This window comes from Streptacidiphilus jeojiense (assembly GCF_000719095.1).
Classification (GTDB): domain Bacteria; phylum Actinomycetota; class Actinomycetes; order Streptomycetales; family Streptomycetaceae; genus Streptacidiphilus; species Streptacidiphilus jeojiensis.
The window spans coordinates 45,083-60,830 of sequence record NZ_JOEH01000015.1 but is presented as its reverse complement, the minus strand read 5'-3'; the positions used below and the strand labels follow the sequence as shown (position 1 = coordinate 60,830).

At 72.7% G+C, this 15,748-nt stretch carries 12 protein-coding genes and 1 pseudogene; 2 read left to right on the top strand and 11 right to left on the bottom strand.

Features of this window, described 5'->3' with window-relative positions; all coding sequences use genetic code 11:
• Positions 1-29 precede the first annotated feature (29 nt).
• Positions 30-782 (top strand): alpha/beta fold hydrolase, encoded by a 753-nt coding sequence (locus tag IF29_RS0120470; protein WP_063757549.1) that lies wholly within the window; start codon positions 30-32, stop codon positions 780-782.
• On the opposite strand, the gene ptsP is transcribed toward IF29_RS0120470, so the two are convergent.
• From ptsP to IF29_RS0120440, 5 genes and pseudogenes are all read right to left on the bottom strand, one after another.
• Positions 783-2,435, bottom strand: coding sequence for a phosphoenolpyruvate--protein phosphotransferase (gene ptsP, locus IF29_RS0120465; RefSeq protein ID WP_030256939.1), 1,653 nt, complete (start codon positions 2,433-2,435; stop codon positions 783-785). It abuts the gene before it with no gap.
• Positions 2,432-2,716 carry an HPr family phosphocarrier protein gene (locus tag IF29_RS0120460; RefSeq protein ID WP_030256936.1) on the bottom strand — a complete coding sequence of 95 codons (285 nt, stop codon included), beginning with the start codon at positions 2,714-2,716 and terminating at the stop codon, positions 2,432-2,434. Before IF29_RS0120460 ends, ptsP begins: the two co-directional genes overlap by 4 nt.
• 337 nt (positions 2,717-3,053) lie before the next feature.
• Positions 3,054-5,095, bottom strand: a pseudogene (locus IF29_RS0120455) (PTS fructose transporter subunit IIABC).
• 4 nt (positions 5,096-5,099) lie between these two features.
• A complete protein-coding gene (locus tag IF29_RS0120445) occupies positions 5,100-6,047 on the bottom strand; it encodes a 1-phosphofructokinase family hexose kinase (protein WP_030256922.1) in 948 nt (315 codons plus the stop codon).
• Positions 6,044-6,805: a DeoR/GlpR family DNA-binding transcription regulator gene (locus IF29_RS0120440; protein WP_030256920.1), complete on the bottom strand. Its 762-nt coding sequence runs from the start codon at positions 6,803-6,805 to the stop codon at positions 6,044-6,046. The genes IF29_RS0120445 and IF29_RS0120440 overlap by 4 nt, the downstream gene beginning before the upstream one ends.
• A 116-nt stretch (positions 6,806-6,921) precedes the next feature.
• On the opposite strand from IF29_RS0120440, the gene IF29_RS0120435 reads away from it, so the two are divergent.
• Complete coding sequence (locus IF29_RS0120435) at positions 6,922-7,989, top strand: deoxyribonuclease IV (RefSeq protein ID WP_084714660.1); 1,068 nt, start codon at positions 6,922-6,924, stop codon at positions 7,987-7,989.
• Here IF29_RS0120435 and IF29_RS0120430 read toward each other — a convergent pair.
• The 6 genes from IF29_RS0120430 to IF29_RS0120405 all read right to left on the bottom strand — a co-directional run bounded on the left by IF29_RS0120430 (position 7,878) and on the right by IF29_RS0120405 (position 15,704).
• Positions 7,878-8,978: a LacI family DNA-binding transcriptional regulator gene (locus IF29_RS0120430; protein WP_063757547.1), complete on the bottom strand. Its 1,101-nt coding sequence runs from the start codon at positions 8,976-8,978 to the stop codon at positions 7,878-7,880. The two genes, IF29_RS0120435 and IF29_RS0120430, sit on opposite strands and share 112 nt — an antisense overlap.
• A gap of 240 nt (positions 8,979-9,218) precedes the next feature.
• On the bottom strand, positions 9,219-10,760 hold the full coding sequence (gene arfA, locus IF29_RS0120425; RefSeq protein ID WP_030256912.1) for an arabinosylfuranosidase ArfA: 1,542 nt from the start codon (positions 10,758-10,760) through the stop codon (positions 9,219-9,221).
• A gap of 95 nt (positions 10,761-10,855) precedes the next feature.
• Positions 10,856-12,361 (bottom strand): alpha-N-arabinofuranosidase, encoded by a 1,506-nt coding sequence (locus tag IF29_RS0120420; RefSeq protein ID WP_037595952.1) that lies wholly within the window; start codon positions 12,359-12,361, stop codon positions 10,856-10,858.
• Positions 12,362-12,419: 58 nt separating this feature from the next.
• Entirely contained in the window at positions 12,420-13,328 is a 909-nt protein-coding gene (locus IF29_RS0120415) for a carbohydrate ABC transporter permease (RefSeq protein WP_030256909.1), read from the bottom strand.
• Positions 13,329-13,332: 4 nt separating this feature from the next.
• Entirely contained in the window at positions 13,333-14,298 is a 966-nt protein-coding gene (locus IF29_RS0120410; RefSeq protein ID WP_030256906.1) for a carbohydrate ABC transporter permease, read from the bottom strand.
• 5 nt (positions 14,299-14,303) lie between these two features.
• A complete protein-coding gene (locus tag IF29_RS0120405; RefSeq protein WP_051725567.1) occupies positions 14,304-15,704 on the bottom strand; it encodes an ABC transporter substrate-binding protein in 1,401 nt (466 codons plus the stop codon).
• Positions 15,705-15,748: the final 44 nt, after the last annotated feature.

Here is a 15,748-nt window from a genome sequence, read left to right as displayed (position 1 = left end):
GGGACAGGGACAGGGACAGGGAGGACATCGTGCACAGGTCGCCGACGCCGACCGTGGTACTGGTGCACGGCGCCAACCACGACGGATGGTGCTGGACCCCGGTGCTGGAGCGGCTGGACCGGGCCGGGGTGCGCGCTCGCACCGTCGACCTGCCGCTCGACTCCTACGACGCCGACACCCGGGCGGTACGGGACGCGGTCGCTGACGCGCGGGTGCACGGCCCGGTCGTGCTGGTCGCGCACAGCTACGGCGGCCTGCCGGTGTCCGCCGGCGGCCATGCCGCCGACCGGCTGGTCTTCGTGGCAGCCAGGATGCCGCTGCCCGGCCGGTCGCCGGCCGCCCTCACCCCCGAGTGGAACCACCCGGGCTTCCGCGAGAGCTGGTCCGTGCGCGCGGACGGGGCCGTCACCCTGACCGCGGCCGCCCGGGAGGTGCTGTACTCAGGGTCGCCGCCCGCCCTGGCGGAGTCGGCGGCCCGGCGCTGGCGGCCGATGTGGAGCCGGGTGCCCGAGCAGCCGCTCGCCGACCCGGCCTGGTGCACCGTCCCCAGCCTGTACGTGGTGTGCCTGGGGGACCGCACCGTCCGCGTGGAGGCGCAGCGCGCCTGCGCCGAGCGGGCCGAGGAGCGGGTCGCGCTGGACTGCGACCACTCGCCCTTCTTCTCGGCTCCGGACGAGCTCACCGAGGTCCTGGTCCGGCAGGCTGCGAGCGTCGGTTCCGACCATGACCGTACCGACCGCGCCGATGCCGGGACCACGCGGAGTACGGTGCCCGGCTGGTGATCAGCCGGTGCGGTCCAGCACGGCCGCACGGGCCGACTGCGCGTCCCCGGCGGCGAGGGCGAGGGCCGCCAGGGCCCGGCAGTCCTCCAGGGTGTGCTCCGACAGGGTGGCGCGCACCTCGCCCAGGCAGGACGGGGCCGCCGACAGGCTGGTCACCCCCAGCCCCACCAGCACCAGGGCCAGCAGCGGGTCCGCGGCCGCCTCGCCGCAGACGCCCACCGGGCGGCCACGGCGTCCGCCCTCCTGCGCCGTCATCCGCACCAGGTCCAGCAGCGCGGGCTGCCAGGGGTCGAGCAGCGCGGCGAGGGAACCGAGGGTGCGGTCGGCCGCGAAGGTGTACTGGGCAAGATCGTTGGTGCCGATGCTGAGGAAGTCGCAGGCGTCGGCCATGGCGCCGGCGCGCAGTGCGGCGGCGGGGACCTCCACCATGGCTCCGGCGACCGGGAGGCCATGGGCGCGGACCCGCGCCGCGAAGTCCGCCGCCTCGCCAGGCACCGACACCATCGGCGCCATCACCCAGACCTCGGCACTGGAGGCGGCCGCTGCCGCTGCCACAGCTGCGAGTTGAGTGTCGACCAGTTCCGGGTCGCGGGCCGCCGTGCGGAGCCCCCGGATACCGAGGGCCGGGTTCTGCTCGTCGCCCGCGTTCACGAAGGGCAGCGGCTTGTCGGCCCCCGCGTCCAGGGTGCGGACCACCACGCGCCGACCGGCGAAGGCGTCGAAGACCTGACGGTAGGCGGCCGTCTGCTCGTCCAGGCCCGGCGCCTCGGCCCGGTCCAGATAGAGGAATTCGGTGCGGAACAGGCCCACGCCCTCGCAGTCGGCCGCTGCGGCGCCGGAAAGCTCCTGCAGCGCACCGAGGTTGGCGAGGAGCTTCACCGGGTGGCCGTCGGCGGTGCGCCCGGCGCCGTGGACGCGTCCGGCGCGCTCCCGGCGTCGCTGCTCGCGGGAGGCGGCGGAGGCCACCACCTCGGGGGCCGGGTCGAGTTGGACCGTGCCGGCGGCGGCGTCGACCAGGACCGGAAGTCCTTCGGTGAGGGTGTCCGCGGCGCCGCAGCCGACGACGGCAGGCAGTCCCAGGGCCTTGGCCAGGATGGCGGTGTGGCTGGTCGGCCCGCCGCGCTCGGTGACCAGCGCCAGGACCTGTGTCGGGTCGAGCAGCGCGGTGTCGGCGGGTGCGAGGTCTTCGGCGACCAGCACGAACGGATGGCCGGGGGCAGGCAGTCCCGGCATCGGCAGGCCCAGCAGCTGGGCGACGGCTCGGTTGCGCAGGTCGTCCAGGTCGGCGGCGCGTTCGGCGAAGTACCCGCCCGCGGCTTCCAGCGCGGTGCGGAACTCGCCGAAGGCGGCGTCCAGGGCGTGCGCGCCGTCCCGGCCGTCGCGGATCAACTCGGCCACCCGCTCGGCGAGTACCGGGTCGGCCGCCATCATGCCCTGCGCCGCGAGGACTTCGGCCGCGGCGGCTCCGGCCGTCGCCGCGCGGGACTCCAGGTCGGTGACGACGTCGTGCAGCGCAGCGAGGGTGGCCCCGGTCTCGGCGGCGGTGTCGGCCACGGTGCGGGGTTGGGGCAGCGGCGGCACCGGGGTCATCCGCGCCACCGGTCCGGTGACACTGCCGGTGCCGACGGCTATGCCGGTCAGCACCGTGGTCACGACTGCTCCGGTGCGTCGAAGTCACGGGCGACCAGGGTGGCGAGTTCCTCCAGCGCCTGCTCGGCCTGCGGGCCCTCGTCCTCGGCGGAGAGCACCACGGTGTCGCCGTGGCGCGCACCGAGGGCGAGCACCGAGAGCAGGCTGCGCGCGTCGACCGCGGTGCCGCCCTCCCGGGCGACGCTGATCCGCACCGGCTGCCGGGCGGCGGCCTGGACGAACAGGGAGGCGGGGCGGGCGTGCAGGCCGCTGCTGGAACCTACGGCGACCGAGCGCTGGGGCATGGGAATCCCTCCAGGGACAGATCCGGGGACGGGTGGGGCTGCGGGCGGTACCGCAGGTGGGGAACGGATGCGGAGCAGGGGCGGGTGGGGAGTTGATGGTCGGTCAGGGCGGATGCCCAGCCCCGCGGGACGGGGGATCACGCGGGGCAGGGAACGGATGCGGAGCGGGAGCGGGCAGTGAGCTGATGGTCGGTCAGGGCGTGTGCCCGGCCCCGCGGGCCGGGGGAGCGCGCGGGGCCGGGCGGATCGGAGGCGGATCGGGGCAGGGCAGGGCAGGGCAAGAGCCGATCAGCAGCCGATCAGGGCCGATCAGGGCGGAGCAGGGCGGGTGCCCGGATCAGCCGACCAGTGCCTCGTGGTTGACGGCCGGCTTGTCGGCGGCGGCCCCGGTCCCGGCTCCAGCTCCGTCCGCGGCCGCAGCGCCAGCCGCACCCTCGGCCTCGCCGGCGACCTCGGCCCGGCCGATCTGCTTGGCCCCGATGACGCAGGCCGCACCGACCAGCACACCCGCTGCGATGGCCAGCAGGTAGAGCCCGGGCCGGCCGATCAGGCCGATCACCCAGAGCCCGCCGTGCGGGGCCCGCGAGGTGGCGCCGAAGGCCATGGACAGGGCGCCGGTGGTGGCGCTCCCCGCCATCAGCGAGGGGAGCACCCGCAGCGGGTCGGCCGCGGCGAAGGGGATCGCGCCCTCGGTGATGAACGAGGCGCCGAGCAGCCAGGCCGCCTCCCCGGCCTTGCGCTCGCTCTCGCCGAACAGCTTCGGCCGCACGACGGTGGACAGCGCCATCGCGATCGGCGGGACCATGCCGGCCGCCATCACGGCGGCCATGACCTTGAGGTCGCCGCTGGCGAGGCTGCCGACACCGAAGGTGTAGGCGACCTTGTTGACCGGGCCACCGAGGTCGAAGGCCATCATCAGCCCCAGCAGCGCGCCCAGCAGGATCGCATTGGTGCCGGAGAGGCCGCCGAGCCAGTCGGTGAGCCCCCGCTGGGCCGCGGCGATCGGCTCGCCGATCACCACCAGCATCAGCACGCCCATGATCAGGGTGGAGACCAGTGGGATCACCACCACCGGCATGATGCCGGCGATCGCACGCGGCGGCTTGTACCTGGTCAGTGCCAGCACCAGGGCACCGGCCAGCAGGCCGCCGACCAGGCCGCCGAGGAAGCCGGCGCCGATCGCCGAGGCCAGCAGCCCGGAGACGATTCCGGGCACCAGGCCCTGACGGTCCGCCATGGCGTAGGCGATGAAGCCGGCCAGGACCGGCACCAGCATGGAGAACGCGGTGGAGCCGATCTTGAACAGCACCCCGGCGTACCCGGCCTGGTCGATGAGCTTGGACAGGTCGGTCACGCCCGGGTAGGTGTGGCCCTGGAACACGCCGCCGTTGACCTTCATGGCGACCTCGGCGCCGCCGAACATGAAGGCCAGCGCGATCAGGATGCCGCCCGCCGCGACGAACGGGATCATGTAGCTGACGCCGGTCATCATCCACTGGCGCAGATGGGTGCCGAAGCGGGCGGCCGAGGAGCGCTGGTCCGACGGGGCGGCTGCGCCGGCCGGGGCCGCCGGGGCCGGGGCCGGCGCGTCACCGGGAGCAGCCGCCGCGTTCGCGGGGGCGGCCTGCCGGACGGCCTCCTCGGCGCGGGCCAGCAGTTCGGCCGAGCCGCTGATGGCCTTCTTGACCGGCACCTCGACGGTCGGCTTGCCGGCGAACCGGTCCCGGCCGCGTACCTCGACGTCGACCGCGAAGATCACGGCGTCGGCCGCGGCGATCTGATCCGGCGTCAGTGGGACGGCGCCCGCCGCCCCCTGGGTCTCCACGCTGATCTGGTGGCCGGCGTCCTTGGCCGCCTGCTCCAGGGCCTCGGCGGCCATGTAGGTGTGGGCGATGCCGGTGGGGCATGCGGTGACGGCTACGAGTCTCATCTGCCCAGCACCTCCTTGTTGACGAGGTCGACGACGGCCTGCGGGTCGGATGCGTCGCGCAGCGCCTGCCGGAAGGAGGCGTGCACCAGGCGGCGGGCCAGCGAGGCCAGGATGGTGAGGTGGTCGGTGTCCCCGCCCGCCGGGGCGGCGATGAGGAACACCAGGTCGGCGGGGCCGTCCTCGGCGCCGAAGTCGACTCCGCCGGTGCTGCGGCCGAACGCCAGCGAGGGTTCGGTGACATGGGCGGAGCGGGCATGGGGGATGCCGATGCCGCCCTCGATGCCGGTGGGCATCTGCTCCTCGCGGGCCCGCACGTCGGCGAGGAACCCGGCGAGGTCGGTGACCCTGCCGTCGGACGCCAGCCGGGAGGCCAGGGAGAAGGCCACCTCATGGCGATCTGCGGCCCTGAGGTCGAGATCCACGAAATCGGGGGTGATCAGATCGGACATGGCGTCAGTTCCGTTCGGTGAGCGGGTGGTTGGGGTCGAAGTTCGGGTCGAGGTGGACGCCCGCCCGGTCCAGGTGTTCGCGGCCGGGCATCCGGCTGCCGGGGAGCGAGGTCGCGGCGGCGCCCCAGGCGACGGCCTCGGCCAGGGCCTCGGTACCGCCGTTACCGGCCGAGAGGTAGCCGGCGAGCAGCGCGTCGCCCGCGCCCACCGCGCTGCGGGGCTCGGCGACCCGGGCCCGGCCGTGCACCGCGCCCGAACCGTCCACCAGCAGCGCTCCGTCGGCGCCCAGGCTGGCCAGCACGGTGCGGGCACCGCGGTCGCGCAGCGCCAGCGCGGCGGTGACGGCCTCGCCGAGGGTGGTGACCGGCAGCCCCGACGCCTCGGCCAGCTCGGCGCGGTTGGGTTTGACCAGGTCCGGACCGGCGGCGAGGGCGGCGACCAGCGGCACGCCGCTGGAGTCGACGGCGATCAGCGGTCCGCCTGCCTCGCGGATCCGGGTGATCAGCCGGGCGTAGAGGTCGTCCGGCGCCCCCGGGGGGAGGCTGCCGCTGAGCGCGACCCAGGCGGCTCCCTGGCCGGCCCGGACGGCGGCCTCGGCGAGCGCGTCCAGTTCCTGCGGGGTGAGCACCGGGCCCGGCTCGTTGATCTTGGTGACCGTGCCGTCGGGTTCGACCACGCTGATGTTGACCCGGATCTCGCCGAGCACCGGCACCGCGAGGACCTCGACCCCCTGGGGCGCGAGCAGTTCGGCCAGCCGGCTGCCGACGATTCCGCCGCAGGGCAGCACCGCCACGGTCTTGCGGCCGTTGGCCGCCAGCGCCCGGGAGACGTTGACGCCCTTCCCGCCGGGATCGGTGCGCCGGGCCGTGGCCCGGAGTACGACGCCGCGGTGCAGGTCCGGGACCTCAAGGGTGCGGTCCAGGCTGGGGTTGGGGGTCAGCGTGACGATCATGCGCGCACCACCCGGGGGCCGGCGTCGGAGAGCTCGTCGGCGACCTCGGCGTCCAGGCCCGAATCGGTGATCACCACGTCGACCTCGTCCACCCGGCCGAAGCGGGCGAAGTGGTCGGCGGCGAACTTGGTGTGGTCGGCCAGCACCACCGTGCGTCGGGCGCTGGCCATCATCTGCCGCTTGACGTCGGCCTCGGCGGAGTCGGGCGTGGTCAGCCCGCGCTGCACGGAGATGCCGTTGGTGCCCATGAAGGCCACGTCGACATAGGTGTCGGCGAGCGGGTTCCGGGTCCATTCACCGACCATCGCGTGGGTGCGCGAACGCACCCGGCCGCCGACGATGAAGAGGTTGATGTTGGGGCGGTTGGCCAGCAGGGCCGCGATGGCCAGTCCGTTGGTGACCACGGTGAGTTCGCGGTCGGCGGGCAGTTGCTCGGCCAGTCGGGCGGTCGTGGTCCCCGCGTCCAGCAGGATCGACCCCTCGTCGGGAAGCTCGGCGACCGCCGCCTTGGCGATGCGCTCCTTCTCCCCGATCAGCGCGGCCGCCCGTTGGGCCAGACCGGGCTCGAACCCGAGCCGTTCGACCGGGATGGCCCCGCCGTGGACCCGGCGCAGCAGGCCCTGCCGCTCCAGCATGGTCAGATCGCGCCGGATGGTCTCGGTGGCGACGTCGAGCCCCGATGCGAGGGCTGTGACGTCGACCCGGCCGTCCCGCCGCGCCTGCTCCACGATGAGCTGGTGACGCTCCTCCGCGTACATGTGGTTTCACCGCCGTTAGAAGCTTGTTTCGAATGGTTTTACGCCCGGTTGCGAGGGCCGTCAAGGGTTTCGGGCAAGAAAACACACACTCGGGCATCAACCACAGGGATAACCACATGGGACGGCAGGGAGATCCCGTGCCTCCACGGGTGTGCGATGCTCGGGCGGTGATCCGTTCCACTCCACGCAACCCCGTCGGCGCGCATGTCCCGGTCGCCGGCCGGGGGCTGGCCGGTACCGGACTGGCCTACGCCGACAAGGTGGGGGCCGAGAGCGTGCAGGTCTTCGTCGCCAACCCGCGCGGCTGGGCCGCCCCGACCGGCAACCCGGAGCAGGACCGGGCCTTCCGCGCCGGCTGCGCCGAGCGCGGGATCTCCGCCTATGTGCACGCGCCGTACCTGATCAACTTCGGCTCCGACTCCGCGGCGACCCGCGAGCGCTCCGGCGAGTCGCTGCGCCACTCGCTGAGCCGCGGCCGTGCGATCGGCGCGGCGGGAGTGGTGGTGCACACCGGCTCGGCGGTGGGCGGCAGCCGGACGGCGGCACTGCGCCAGGTCCACGACGGCATGCTGCCGCTGCTGGACGAGCTGGACGGCTACGGCGAGGACGCGCCCTGGCTGCTGCTGGAACCCACGGCCGGGCAGGGCAGCTCACTGTGCTCGCGGATGGCGGACCTCGCCGAGTACGTCGACGCGCTGGAGCGCCACCCCAGGGTCGGCGTCTGCCTGGACACCTGCCACGCCTTCGCGGCCGGCCACGACCTGGCCGCCCCCGGCGGCACGGCGCGGATGCTGGACGAGCTGGTCGCCGCGGCCGGTCCCGGACGGCTGCGGCTGATCCACGCCAACGACTCCAAGGACGTGGCCGGAGCCCGCAAGGACCGCCACGCCAACATCGGCGCCGGTCACATCGGCGCGGAGCCCTTCGGCGAACTCCTCACCCACCCGGCCACCGACGGGGTCCCGCTGATCATCGAGACCCCGGACGACCGCCACGCCCCCGACCGGATCGAGGGCGCCCTGCACACCAGGGACATCGACCGCCTCAAGCAGCTGCGCCGAGGCCGCGACGCTCAGCCGGCGGCTGCCCCGACCGCCCCAGCGCTGACCGCACCGGCGCCCGGGGCGCCCGCAGCGCCGGCACGCAGTCCCGGCTGGGTGCTCTCGCGCACCTCCAGCTCGTAGCGGCAGAGGATGTCCCGGTGGCCGATCGGGACCGTCGACTCCATCCGCTCGATCAGCGCGTTCACCGCCAGCGCGGCCATGTCCGCGTAGTCCGGGGCGATGGTCGTCAGGGTGGGGATGGTGAACCGGCCCTCCTCGATGCCGTCGAACCCGGCCAGGCCGAAGTCCTCGGGGGCGTGCAGGCCCCGGCAGTGCGCGGCGCGCAGCGCGCCGATGGCGAGCACGTCGGCGAAGCAGTACAGCGCGTCCGGCTTCAGCCCCCGCGCGAAGATCTGCTCGGCCGCCTCGGCGCCGGCCGCCTTGCCGTAGGCGGTGGTGGCGATGACCGGGGCCAGCCGCTGGTCGTAGGCCAGACCCGCCTCGGTCAGCGCCCTGCGGTAGCCGTTGAACCGCATCGCGGCCATGGCCGCCGCCTGCGGCGGGGCGTCCTGCCGTCCGATCACCGCGATCCGCCGGTAGCCCTGCTCGATCAGGTGCGCGGTCATCCGCTGAGAGGCCGTCAGATTGTCGAACATGACGTGGTCGCAGTCGCCGTCGTAGTCGTGCTCGCCCAGCAGCACCAGCGGGACGGTCCGGCCGCGCCGGTCCAACTGCCGCGGGTCCAGGGCCAGCGGCGCCATGATGACGCCCTCGATCAGCGGATCGCGCAGCCCCTCGGCCGCGTTCAGCTCGTCCCCGGCGTTGCCGCCGGTCTCCTCGATCAGCAGGGTGTAGCCGGCCTGTCGGGCGGCGCTGATCATCGCGGTCGCGACCTCGGCGAAGTACGGGTTGCGCAGGTCGGGCACGGCGAGGGCGACCACGTTGGACCGGCCGCTGCGCAGCCGTCGGGCCGAGAGGTTGGGGCGGTAGCCGATCTCCTCGATGACCTGGAGCACCCGGGCCGAGGTCTCCGCCGACACCTTGCCGGTCACCCCGCGGAGCACATTGGAGACCGTCTTGATCGACACTCCGGCCCGGGCCGCGACGTCGTGCAAGGTGGGCTCGCCCACGGGGTTCCTCCAGATGTCGGTCCACTGAGACTTTGACGCCGCTGAGCATTTCGTGAGCGTTCTTCGGGCCCGACGTTATCCAATCGAGTCGGGCAGCCGCCGGACAACCGCTGACAGGCCTGCGAGGCCAAGGGTACAACGTGGGAACGGTTGTCACCGGTCGGTACGGCGGGGGTCGTTCGGCGAGGGGTGGTCCGGCCGGGGCGGCCCGGTCACGTCGGACCGCCCCCGCCGGCAGGGTCAGCCGCGGCCCGGTGCCAGCCGGATCATGCTCCAGGAGAGCGGCGGGAGTTCGCAGCGGAGCAGCTCCCCGTCGACGGTGGCGCCCTCGGCCGGCCGGGGGACGACCCGGTCGGGCTCGGCCAGGGTGTTGCGGGCGTCGGGGTCCTGGTCCGCCAGCACGCTGTGCTCGACCACCTCGGACACGCCGGTGCCGTGCAGGGCGACCTCCAGCGGCAGCGCCCGGGTCCGGCTGCGGTTGACCGCGAACACCGTCACCTCCCCGCTCTGCTCGTCCAGCACCGCCGTGGCGTGCAGCAGCGGCACCTCGCCGTACTTGGCGGTGGTGTACGCCGGGCTCTCCGCCTCGACCTGCAGCACCCGTCCGCGCCCGTACCGCGACGCCTGCGCGAAGGGGAAGAAGGTGGTCTGCCGCCAGGCCGGGCCGCCGGGCTCGGTCATGATCGGGGCGATCACGTTGACCAGCTGGGCCAGGCAGGCCACCCGGACCCGGTCGGCGTGGCGCAGCAGGGTGATCAGCAGCGAGCCGAAGACCACCGCGTCGGTCAGCGAGTAGCTGTCCTCCAGCTGCCGCGGCGCCTCGGGCCAGTCCGGCGGGTTCTCGTCGAAGTCCTGCTGGAAGCGGGCGTTGTACCAGATGTTCCACTCGTCGAAGGAGATGTTGATCTTCTTCGACGACTTCAGCCGGGCGCCCACGTGGTCGCAGGTGGCCACCACGTTCTCGATGAACGCCTCCATGTCCACCGCCGAGGCGAGGAAGGAGTCGCGGTCGCCGTCGAGCTCCTCGTAGTAGGCGTGCATGGAGATGTAGTCGACCAGGTCGTAGGTGTGCTCCAGAACGGTGGCCTCCCAGGCGCCGAAGGTCGGCATGCTCTGGCTGGAGCTGCCGCAGGCGACCAGTTCCACGTTCTTGTCGATCATGCGCATCGCGCGGGCGGTGGCGGCGGCCAGCTTGCCGTAGTCCTCGGCGTTCTTGTGGCCGATCTGCCAGGGGCCGTCCATCTCGTTGCCCAGGCACCAGAGCCCGATCCCGAACGGGTTCTTGTCGCCGTGCGCGGCGCGCAGGTCGGACAGCGCGGTGCCGGCCGGGTGGTTGGCGTACTCCTGCAGTTCGATCGCCTCGGCGGTGCCGCGGGTGCCGAGGTTGACCGCCATCATGGGTTCGGCCTCCGGCCCGAGCTTGCCCAGGAAGCCCATGAACTCGGACAGTCCGAAGGCGTTGGTCTCGGTGGCGCGCCAGGCCGGGTCGAGCCGGCGCGGACGCGATTCCACCGGACCCACGCTGTCCTCCCACTTGTAGCCGGAGACGAAGTTGCCGCCGGGGTAGCGGATCGTGGTCACCCCCAGCTCGCGGACCAGTTCCAGCACATCGGTGCGCAGGCCTGCCTCGTCGGCGGCGGGGTGGCCCGGCTCGTAGATGCCGGTGTAGACGCAGCGCCCCAGGTGTTCCACGAAGGAGCCGAACAGGCGCGGGTCGACCGTGCCGACGCTGAACGCCGGGTCGAGGGTGAAGCGGGCGGGGGCGGTGCGTTGGTGCGGCATGACTGCCTTTCACTGAAAGGTCGGAGCAGGCGGGCAGGCGGGCAGGCGGGCAGGCGGAGGGCCAGGGCAGGTGGGCGGCGGGCAGGCGGACCGGCTCAGGCTCGGGCGACGGCTTCGGCGAGGGTCCAGGACTCGGGCGGCAGCAGCAGCGTCGAGCTCCGGGCCCCCGGGTGGAACTGCTCCAGCGGGACCAGGGTGAGGTCGCCGGGGGAGCGGAGGTCGGCGGCGGTCAGGGTGTGCGCGGACTTGATGTCGAAGGCACCGAACGCGTTGTGGTCGATGGTGAGTTCGACCGGTTCGCTGCCGCGGTTGGTGGCGAACACCGCGGCCTGGCCGGTCGCCGGGTCGTGGGTGACCGCGGCCGCCACCTGCGGGACGTCGCCGTGGGTGGGCGTCGCGAACGCCGGCGCGGTGAGCCGGGCGCTCAGCGCGCGTCCGCGCGCGGTGTGCGCGGCGGCGGCGAAGGGGTGGAAGATCGCCTGCCTGCTCGCCCCGCCGCCGGGCTCGGTGAGGATCGGCGCGCTGACGTTGACCAGCAGCGAGAGGCAGCCGATCTTGACCCGGTCGGCGTGGTTGAGGATCCCGATGATCAGGTCGCCGAGGACGACGGCGTCCAGGGCCTGGTAGGGGTCCTCGGTGATCCGCGGGGCGTGGCTGATCTCGTGGTCCTGGCCCTCGCCGACGGGCGAGGAGGCGGCAGCGGACGACCACACGTTCCACTCGTCCAGCGAGATCATCATCCGGCGCGGGGAGCCCAGCCTGGCGCTGACGGCGTCGCAGGTGGCGACGACGTCGGTGATGAAGCGTTCCAGCCGCTGCCCCGAGGCGAGGTAGTCGCGGCGGTCGGCGGTGCCGTCGTAGTACGCGTGCATGGACATGTAGTCGGCGACGTCCAGGGTGAGCTCGGCGACGGTGTCCTCCCAGGCGCCGAAGGTCGGCATGTGGCGGAAGGAGGAGCCGCAGGCGACCAGTTCGATGCCCGGGTCGACCAGGCGCATGGCCTTACCGGCCTCGGCCGCGCGGCGGCCGTACTCGGCCGCGGTGGTGTGGCCGATCTGCCAGGGGCCGTCCATTTCGTTGCCCAGGCACCAGGTCCGCACCGCGTGCGGCGCGGGATGGCCGTTGGCGGCGCGCTCGGCCGCGGTGGCGGTGCCGCCGGCCAGGTTGCAGTACTCGACCAGCTCCGCCGCCTCCTTGGGTCCGGCAGTTCCGAGGTTGACGGCCATCATCGGCTCCAGGCCGTTCCGTCGCGCCCAGGGCAGGAACTCGTCGATACCGACCGTGTTCGGCTCCAGCGAGCGCCAGGCCAGGTCCAGCCGGGTCGGGCGGTCGCCGACCGGGCCGACGCCGTCGCGCCAGTCGTAGCCGGAGACGAAGTTGCCGCCCGGGTAGCGCACCACGCTGACGCCCAGTTCGCGGACCAGGTCGGTGACGTCGCCGCGGAAGCCGGCCGCGTCGGCGGTGGGGTGGCCGGGCTCGAAGACGCCCGAGTAGACGCAGCGTCCCATGTGCTCCACGAAGCTGCCGAAGATGCGCGGATCGATCTCGCCAATGTCGAACAGGGGGTGGACGGTGAGGTGGGCTTGCTGCCGTGCGGTCACGTGGAGGTCATTCCTTCGGCGGTCGGGCGGTGGCTGGCGCGGTCGGGGCTGGTGGCGGTCAGCGGCTGCTGCCCGCGAGCAGACCGCGGATGAAGTGGCGCTGCAGGAACACGAACAGCAGCACGGTCGGCACGGTCGCGAAGGTGCAGGCCGCCATCAGCTGGCCCCACAGGTCGGCGCTGCTGACGCCGGCCTGACCGCCCTGGATGTTCGAGGACATGCCCGCCAGCAGGACCGAGAGGGTCTCGTGCTGCTGGTCGTTGATGGCCACGATCGGCCAGACCAGGTCGTTGTAGATGTTGAACAGGGACAGCACGGCCAGCGCGGCCAGGCTGGGCCGCAGCACCGGGACGATCACCGACCAGAAGGCGCGCAGCGGCCCGCAGCCGTCGATCCGCGCGGCGTCCAGCAGTTCGTCCGGGATCTGACTGATGGTCTGCCGCATCCAGAACACGCTGAAGGCGTCGACCGCGCCGGGCAGGATCAGCGCCTGGTAGGTGTTCACCCAGTTCAGCTGGCTCATCTCCAGCAGCATCGGGATGATCAGCACCATCGTCGGCAGCATCAGGGTGAGCAGCACCAGCCCGAAGAACGCGCTCTTGAACGGGAAGTCGAACTTGGCGAACCCGTAGCCGGCCAGCGGGCTGAGGACCAGCAGCAGCGCGCCCTTGCCGACCACCACCAGGGCGGTGTTGTACAGGGCGTGCATGATCGGCGTGTTGTCGAGCATGCCGGTCCAGTTGCGCAGCGTCGCCGCGGACGGGTCGAAGCCCAGGGGGTCGTTGAGGATGCTCGCGCCCGGCCGGAAGGAGGACAGCACCATCCAGACGATGGGGTACAGGAAGACGATCGCGGCCAGCACCATGCAGGCGTAGCCGGCCACGGTGCGGACGGGCTGCCAGGCGGACCCGGCTCCCGCCGATGCGGTGGCGGCGGGCGGCCGCTCGGTCAGAGTGGTGGAGGTCACCGGCTCAGTCCTCCCTGGAGCGCAGGACGCGGACCGCGGCCAGGGACAGCAGCAGGACGAGGACCACCAGGAGGAAGGAGTTCGCCGCGCCGGTGCCCAGGTCGGAGGCCCGGATGTGGTTGTAGAGGTACATGCCCGACGTGGTCGAGGAGTTGTAGGGGCCGCCCTGGGTGATCATGAACGGCTCCAGGAACATCTGCGAGATGCCGAGGGTCGAGATGACCACGAAGAAGCCGACCGCGGGGCGCACCAGCGGGACCGTGACCGAGAAGAAGGTCCGCACCGGACCGGCTCCGTCGAGCGAGGCCGCCTCGTACACCTCGGGCGTGATGCCCTGGACCGCGGCGAGCATGATGATCAGGGCGAAGCCGCTGGTCTTCCAGATCACGAAGAGCGCGATGGCGGGCTTGGCCCAGGTGGTCGTGGTCAGCCAGCCGATGTTCGGCCCGCCGAGCGCGGTCAGCACCCGGTCCACCGCGCCGAAGTGGTCGTCGAAGAGCAGCACGAAGGCCTGCGCCATCGCCGCCAGCGGCGTCACGTAGGGCAGGATAACGACGGTGCGCAGGGTCTTCTTGAATCTCAGCCGCGAGCGGGTCAGCAGGCTGGCGACCGCGACCGCGCCGAGGGTCTGCACCGGGACGATCAGCAGCCACATCACCCCGGTGTTGCCGAGCGAGGCCCAGAAGTCGCCGTTGGTCAGCAGGTAGCTGTAGTTGGACCAGCCCACCCAGCGCAGCACGCCGGCGCCGTGCCAGTCGCTGAAGCTCAGCTCCAGGGCGTAGACCAGCGGGTAGGCGGTGAAGGCGGCGAAGATCAGCAGGAAGGGCGAGATCAGGGCCAGGCCCCACCACCGCTCCTGCCGGGCCCGGGACCCGCCGGACCCGGGGCGACGGCCCCGGACCCGGCGGGCGGGCGGCGAATCCTGCTGCGCCGACTGCGGCGCGCGTGTGTTCCAGGTCAGGTTCGCCATGGCGGTCAGGCCCGGTCGACGAGGTTGGTCTGGATGGCCGACACGGACTGCTTGATGACCGCGTCCACGCTCATCTTCCCGTCCATCAGCTTCTGCAGGTTGGCGCCCAGATAGGCGTCGGCCTGGTTGAACCAGGTCGGGATGCGGTAGCCCGGCGGGATGGCCAGCGAAGCCTGGGTGCCGACCTCCCACAGGTTCTCGTTGCCGAGCCCGGCCAGCGGCTTGAACAGCGAGTTCTGCGGGTTGAGCGCGGACTTGACCGACGGCAGCGCGGTGTTCAGCCCGTTGGGGTAGACGCTGTTGCTGCCGAACACGGCCTGGTAGCCCTCGGCGCTGTAGACCGCGTGCTCGTAGAAGAGCCAGGCCAGGTCCGGGTTGGCGGCCTTGGCTGGGATGACGAAGGAGCTGCCGCCCATCACGCCCGAGCGCGCCCCGCCGGTGGTCCACGCGGGCAGCTGCGCGGCCCGCCAGTGGCCCACGCTCTTCTTGAAGGTGCCCTGGACCAGAAAGTTGTACCAGATCGCCCACGGCACCAGGGAGACCGTGCCGCCGTCGGCCTGGGCGATCTGCGCGGTGCTCGCGAACTTGCTGCGGGCCCCCAGGCCCTCGTCGGCGACCTTCTTGATCCAGGTCAGCGCCGTGCGGAAGGCGTCGGTGTCGATGGTGAGCTTGCCGGCGGAGTCGACCATGCCGGTGCCCTGCTGCTGGTTGACCAGCATCATCAGCCACTGCATGGCCAGGTCGGGGTCCTGCTCCAGCGGGATCGGCTGGGCCTTGGGGTTGCGGCCCTTGATCTCCCGGGCGGCGTCCAGCAGGGCGTCGTAGGAGGTGAGCTGGGTGGGGTCGACCTTCGCGGCGGACAGGATGTCCTCGCGGTAGTAGAGCAGGCCGGGGTCGGTGTCCCAGGGGATGCCGACCAGGCGCTGGCCGTCGGTGTTCACGTCCAGCTTGTACTGCACGGTGTCGGCGCGGTACTTGGCCATCTGGGAGGTCAGGTCGGTCAGGTGCTCGGCCTGGCCCAGCACGCTGCCGTCGCCGAGGTAGGCGCCGTCGGGCACGCCGGCGCCGGAGATCAGCGCCGGGGCCAGCTTCTTGTCGATGTCGACGCCGACCAGGTTCACGGTCACCGCCGGGTACTTCTTGGTGAACGAGGGCACCACGCCGCGGAAGACCTTCAGGATGTCGTCGTCCTTGAACCAGAGCGTCGTGCTGCCCTTGGCCTGCGAGGGCGCGACCGAGCCCAGGGCCTTGGGGGCGGCGGAGGAGCCGGGAGCACAGGCGCTGAGCGCGCCGACGGCGGCGGCTCCGACACCGGCCGCGCCGAGCACACGGAGCAGTGAACGGCGGGACGGGCCGGCCACGGGCTGGTCGGCGGCGGATCTGTGCTCGGAGCTGTTCGACGACATGAGAGTCTCCCTTGACTGCTGCTGATGGCTGCCGCCGTGGAGTT

What these genes read in the sequence shown, in the direction of transcription:
- IF29_RS0120405 (WP_051725567.1), bottom strand. Translation starts at nt 15,704, where the DNA reads ATGTCGTCGAACAGCTCCGAGCACAGATCCGCCGCCGACCAGCCCGTG.
- IF29_RS0120445 (WP_030256922.1), bottom strand. Translation starts at nt 6,047, where the DNA reads ATGATCGTCACGCTGACCCCCAACCCCAGCCTGGACCGCACCCTTGAG.
- IF29_RS0120440 (WP_030256920.1), bottom strand. Translation starts at nt 6,805, where the DNA reads ATGTACGCGGAGGAGCGTCACCAGCTCATCGTGGAGCAGGCGCGGCGG.
- arfA (WP_030256912.1), bottom strand. Translation starts at nt 10,760, where the DNA reads ATGCCGCACCAACGCACCGCCCCCGCCCGCTTCACCCTCGACCCGGCG.
- IF29_RS0120435 (WP_084714660.1), top strand. Translation starts at nt 6,922, where the DNA reads ATGGGACGGCAGGGAGATCCCGTGCCTCCACGGGTGTGCGATGCTCGG.
- IF29_RS0120410 (WP_030256906.1), bottom strand. Translation starts at nt 14,298, where the DNA reads ATGGCGAACCTGACCTGGAACACACGCGCGCCGCAGTCGGCGCAGCAG.
- IF29_RS0120460 (WP_030256936.1), bottom strand. Translation starts at nt 2,716, where the DNA reads ATGCCCCAGCGCTCGGTCGCCGTAGGTTCCAGCAGCGGCCTGCACGCC.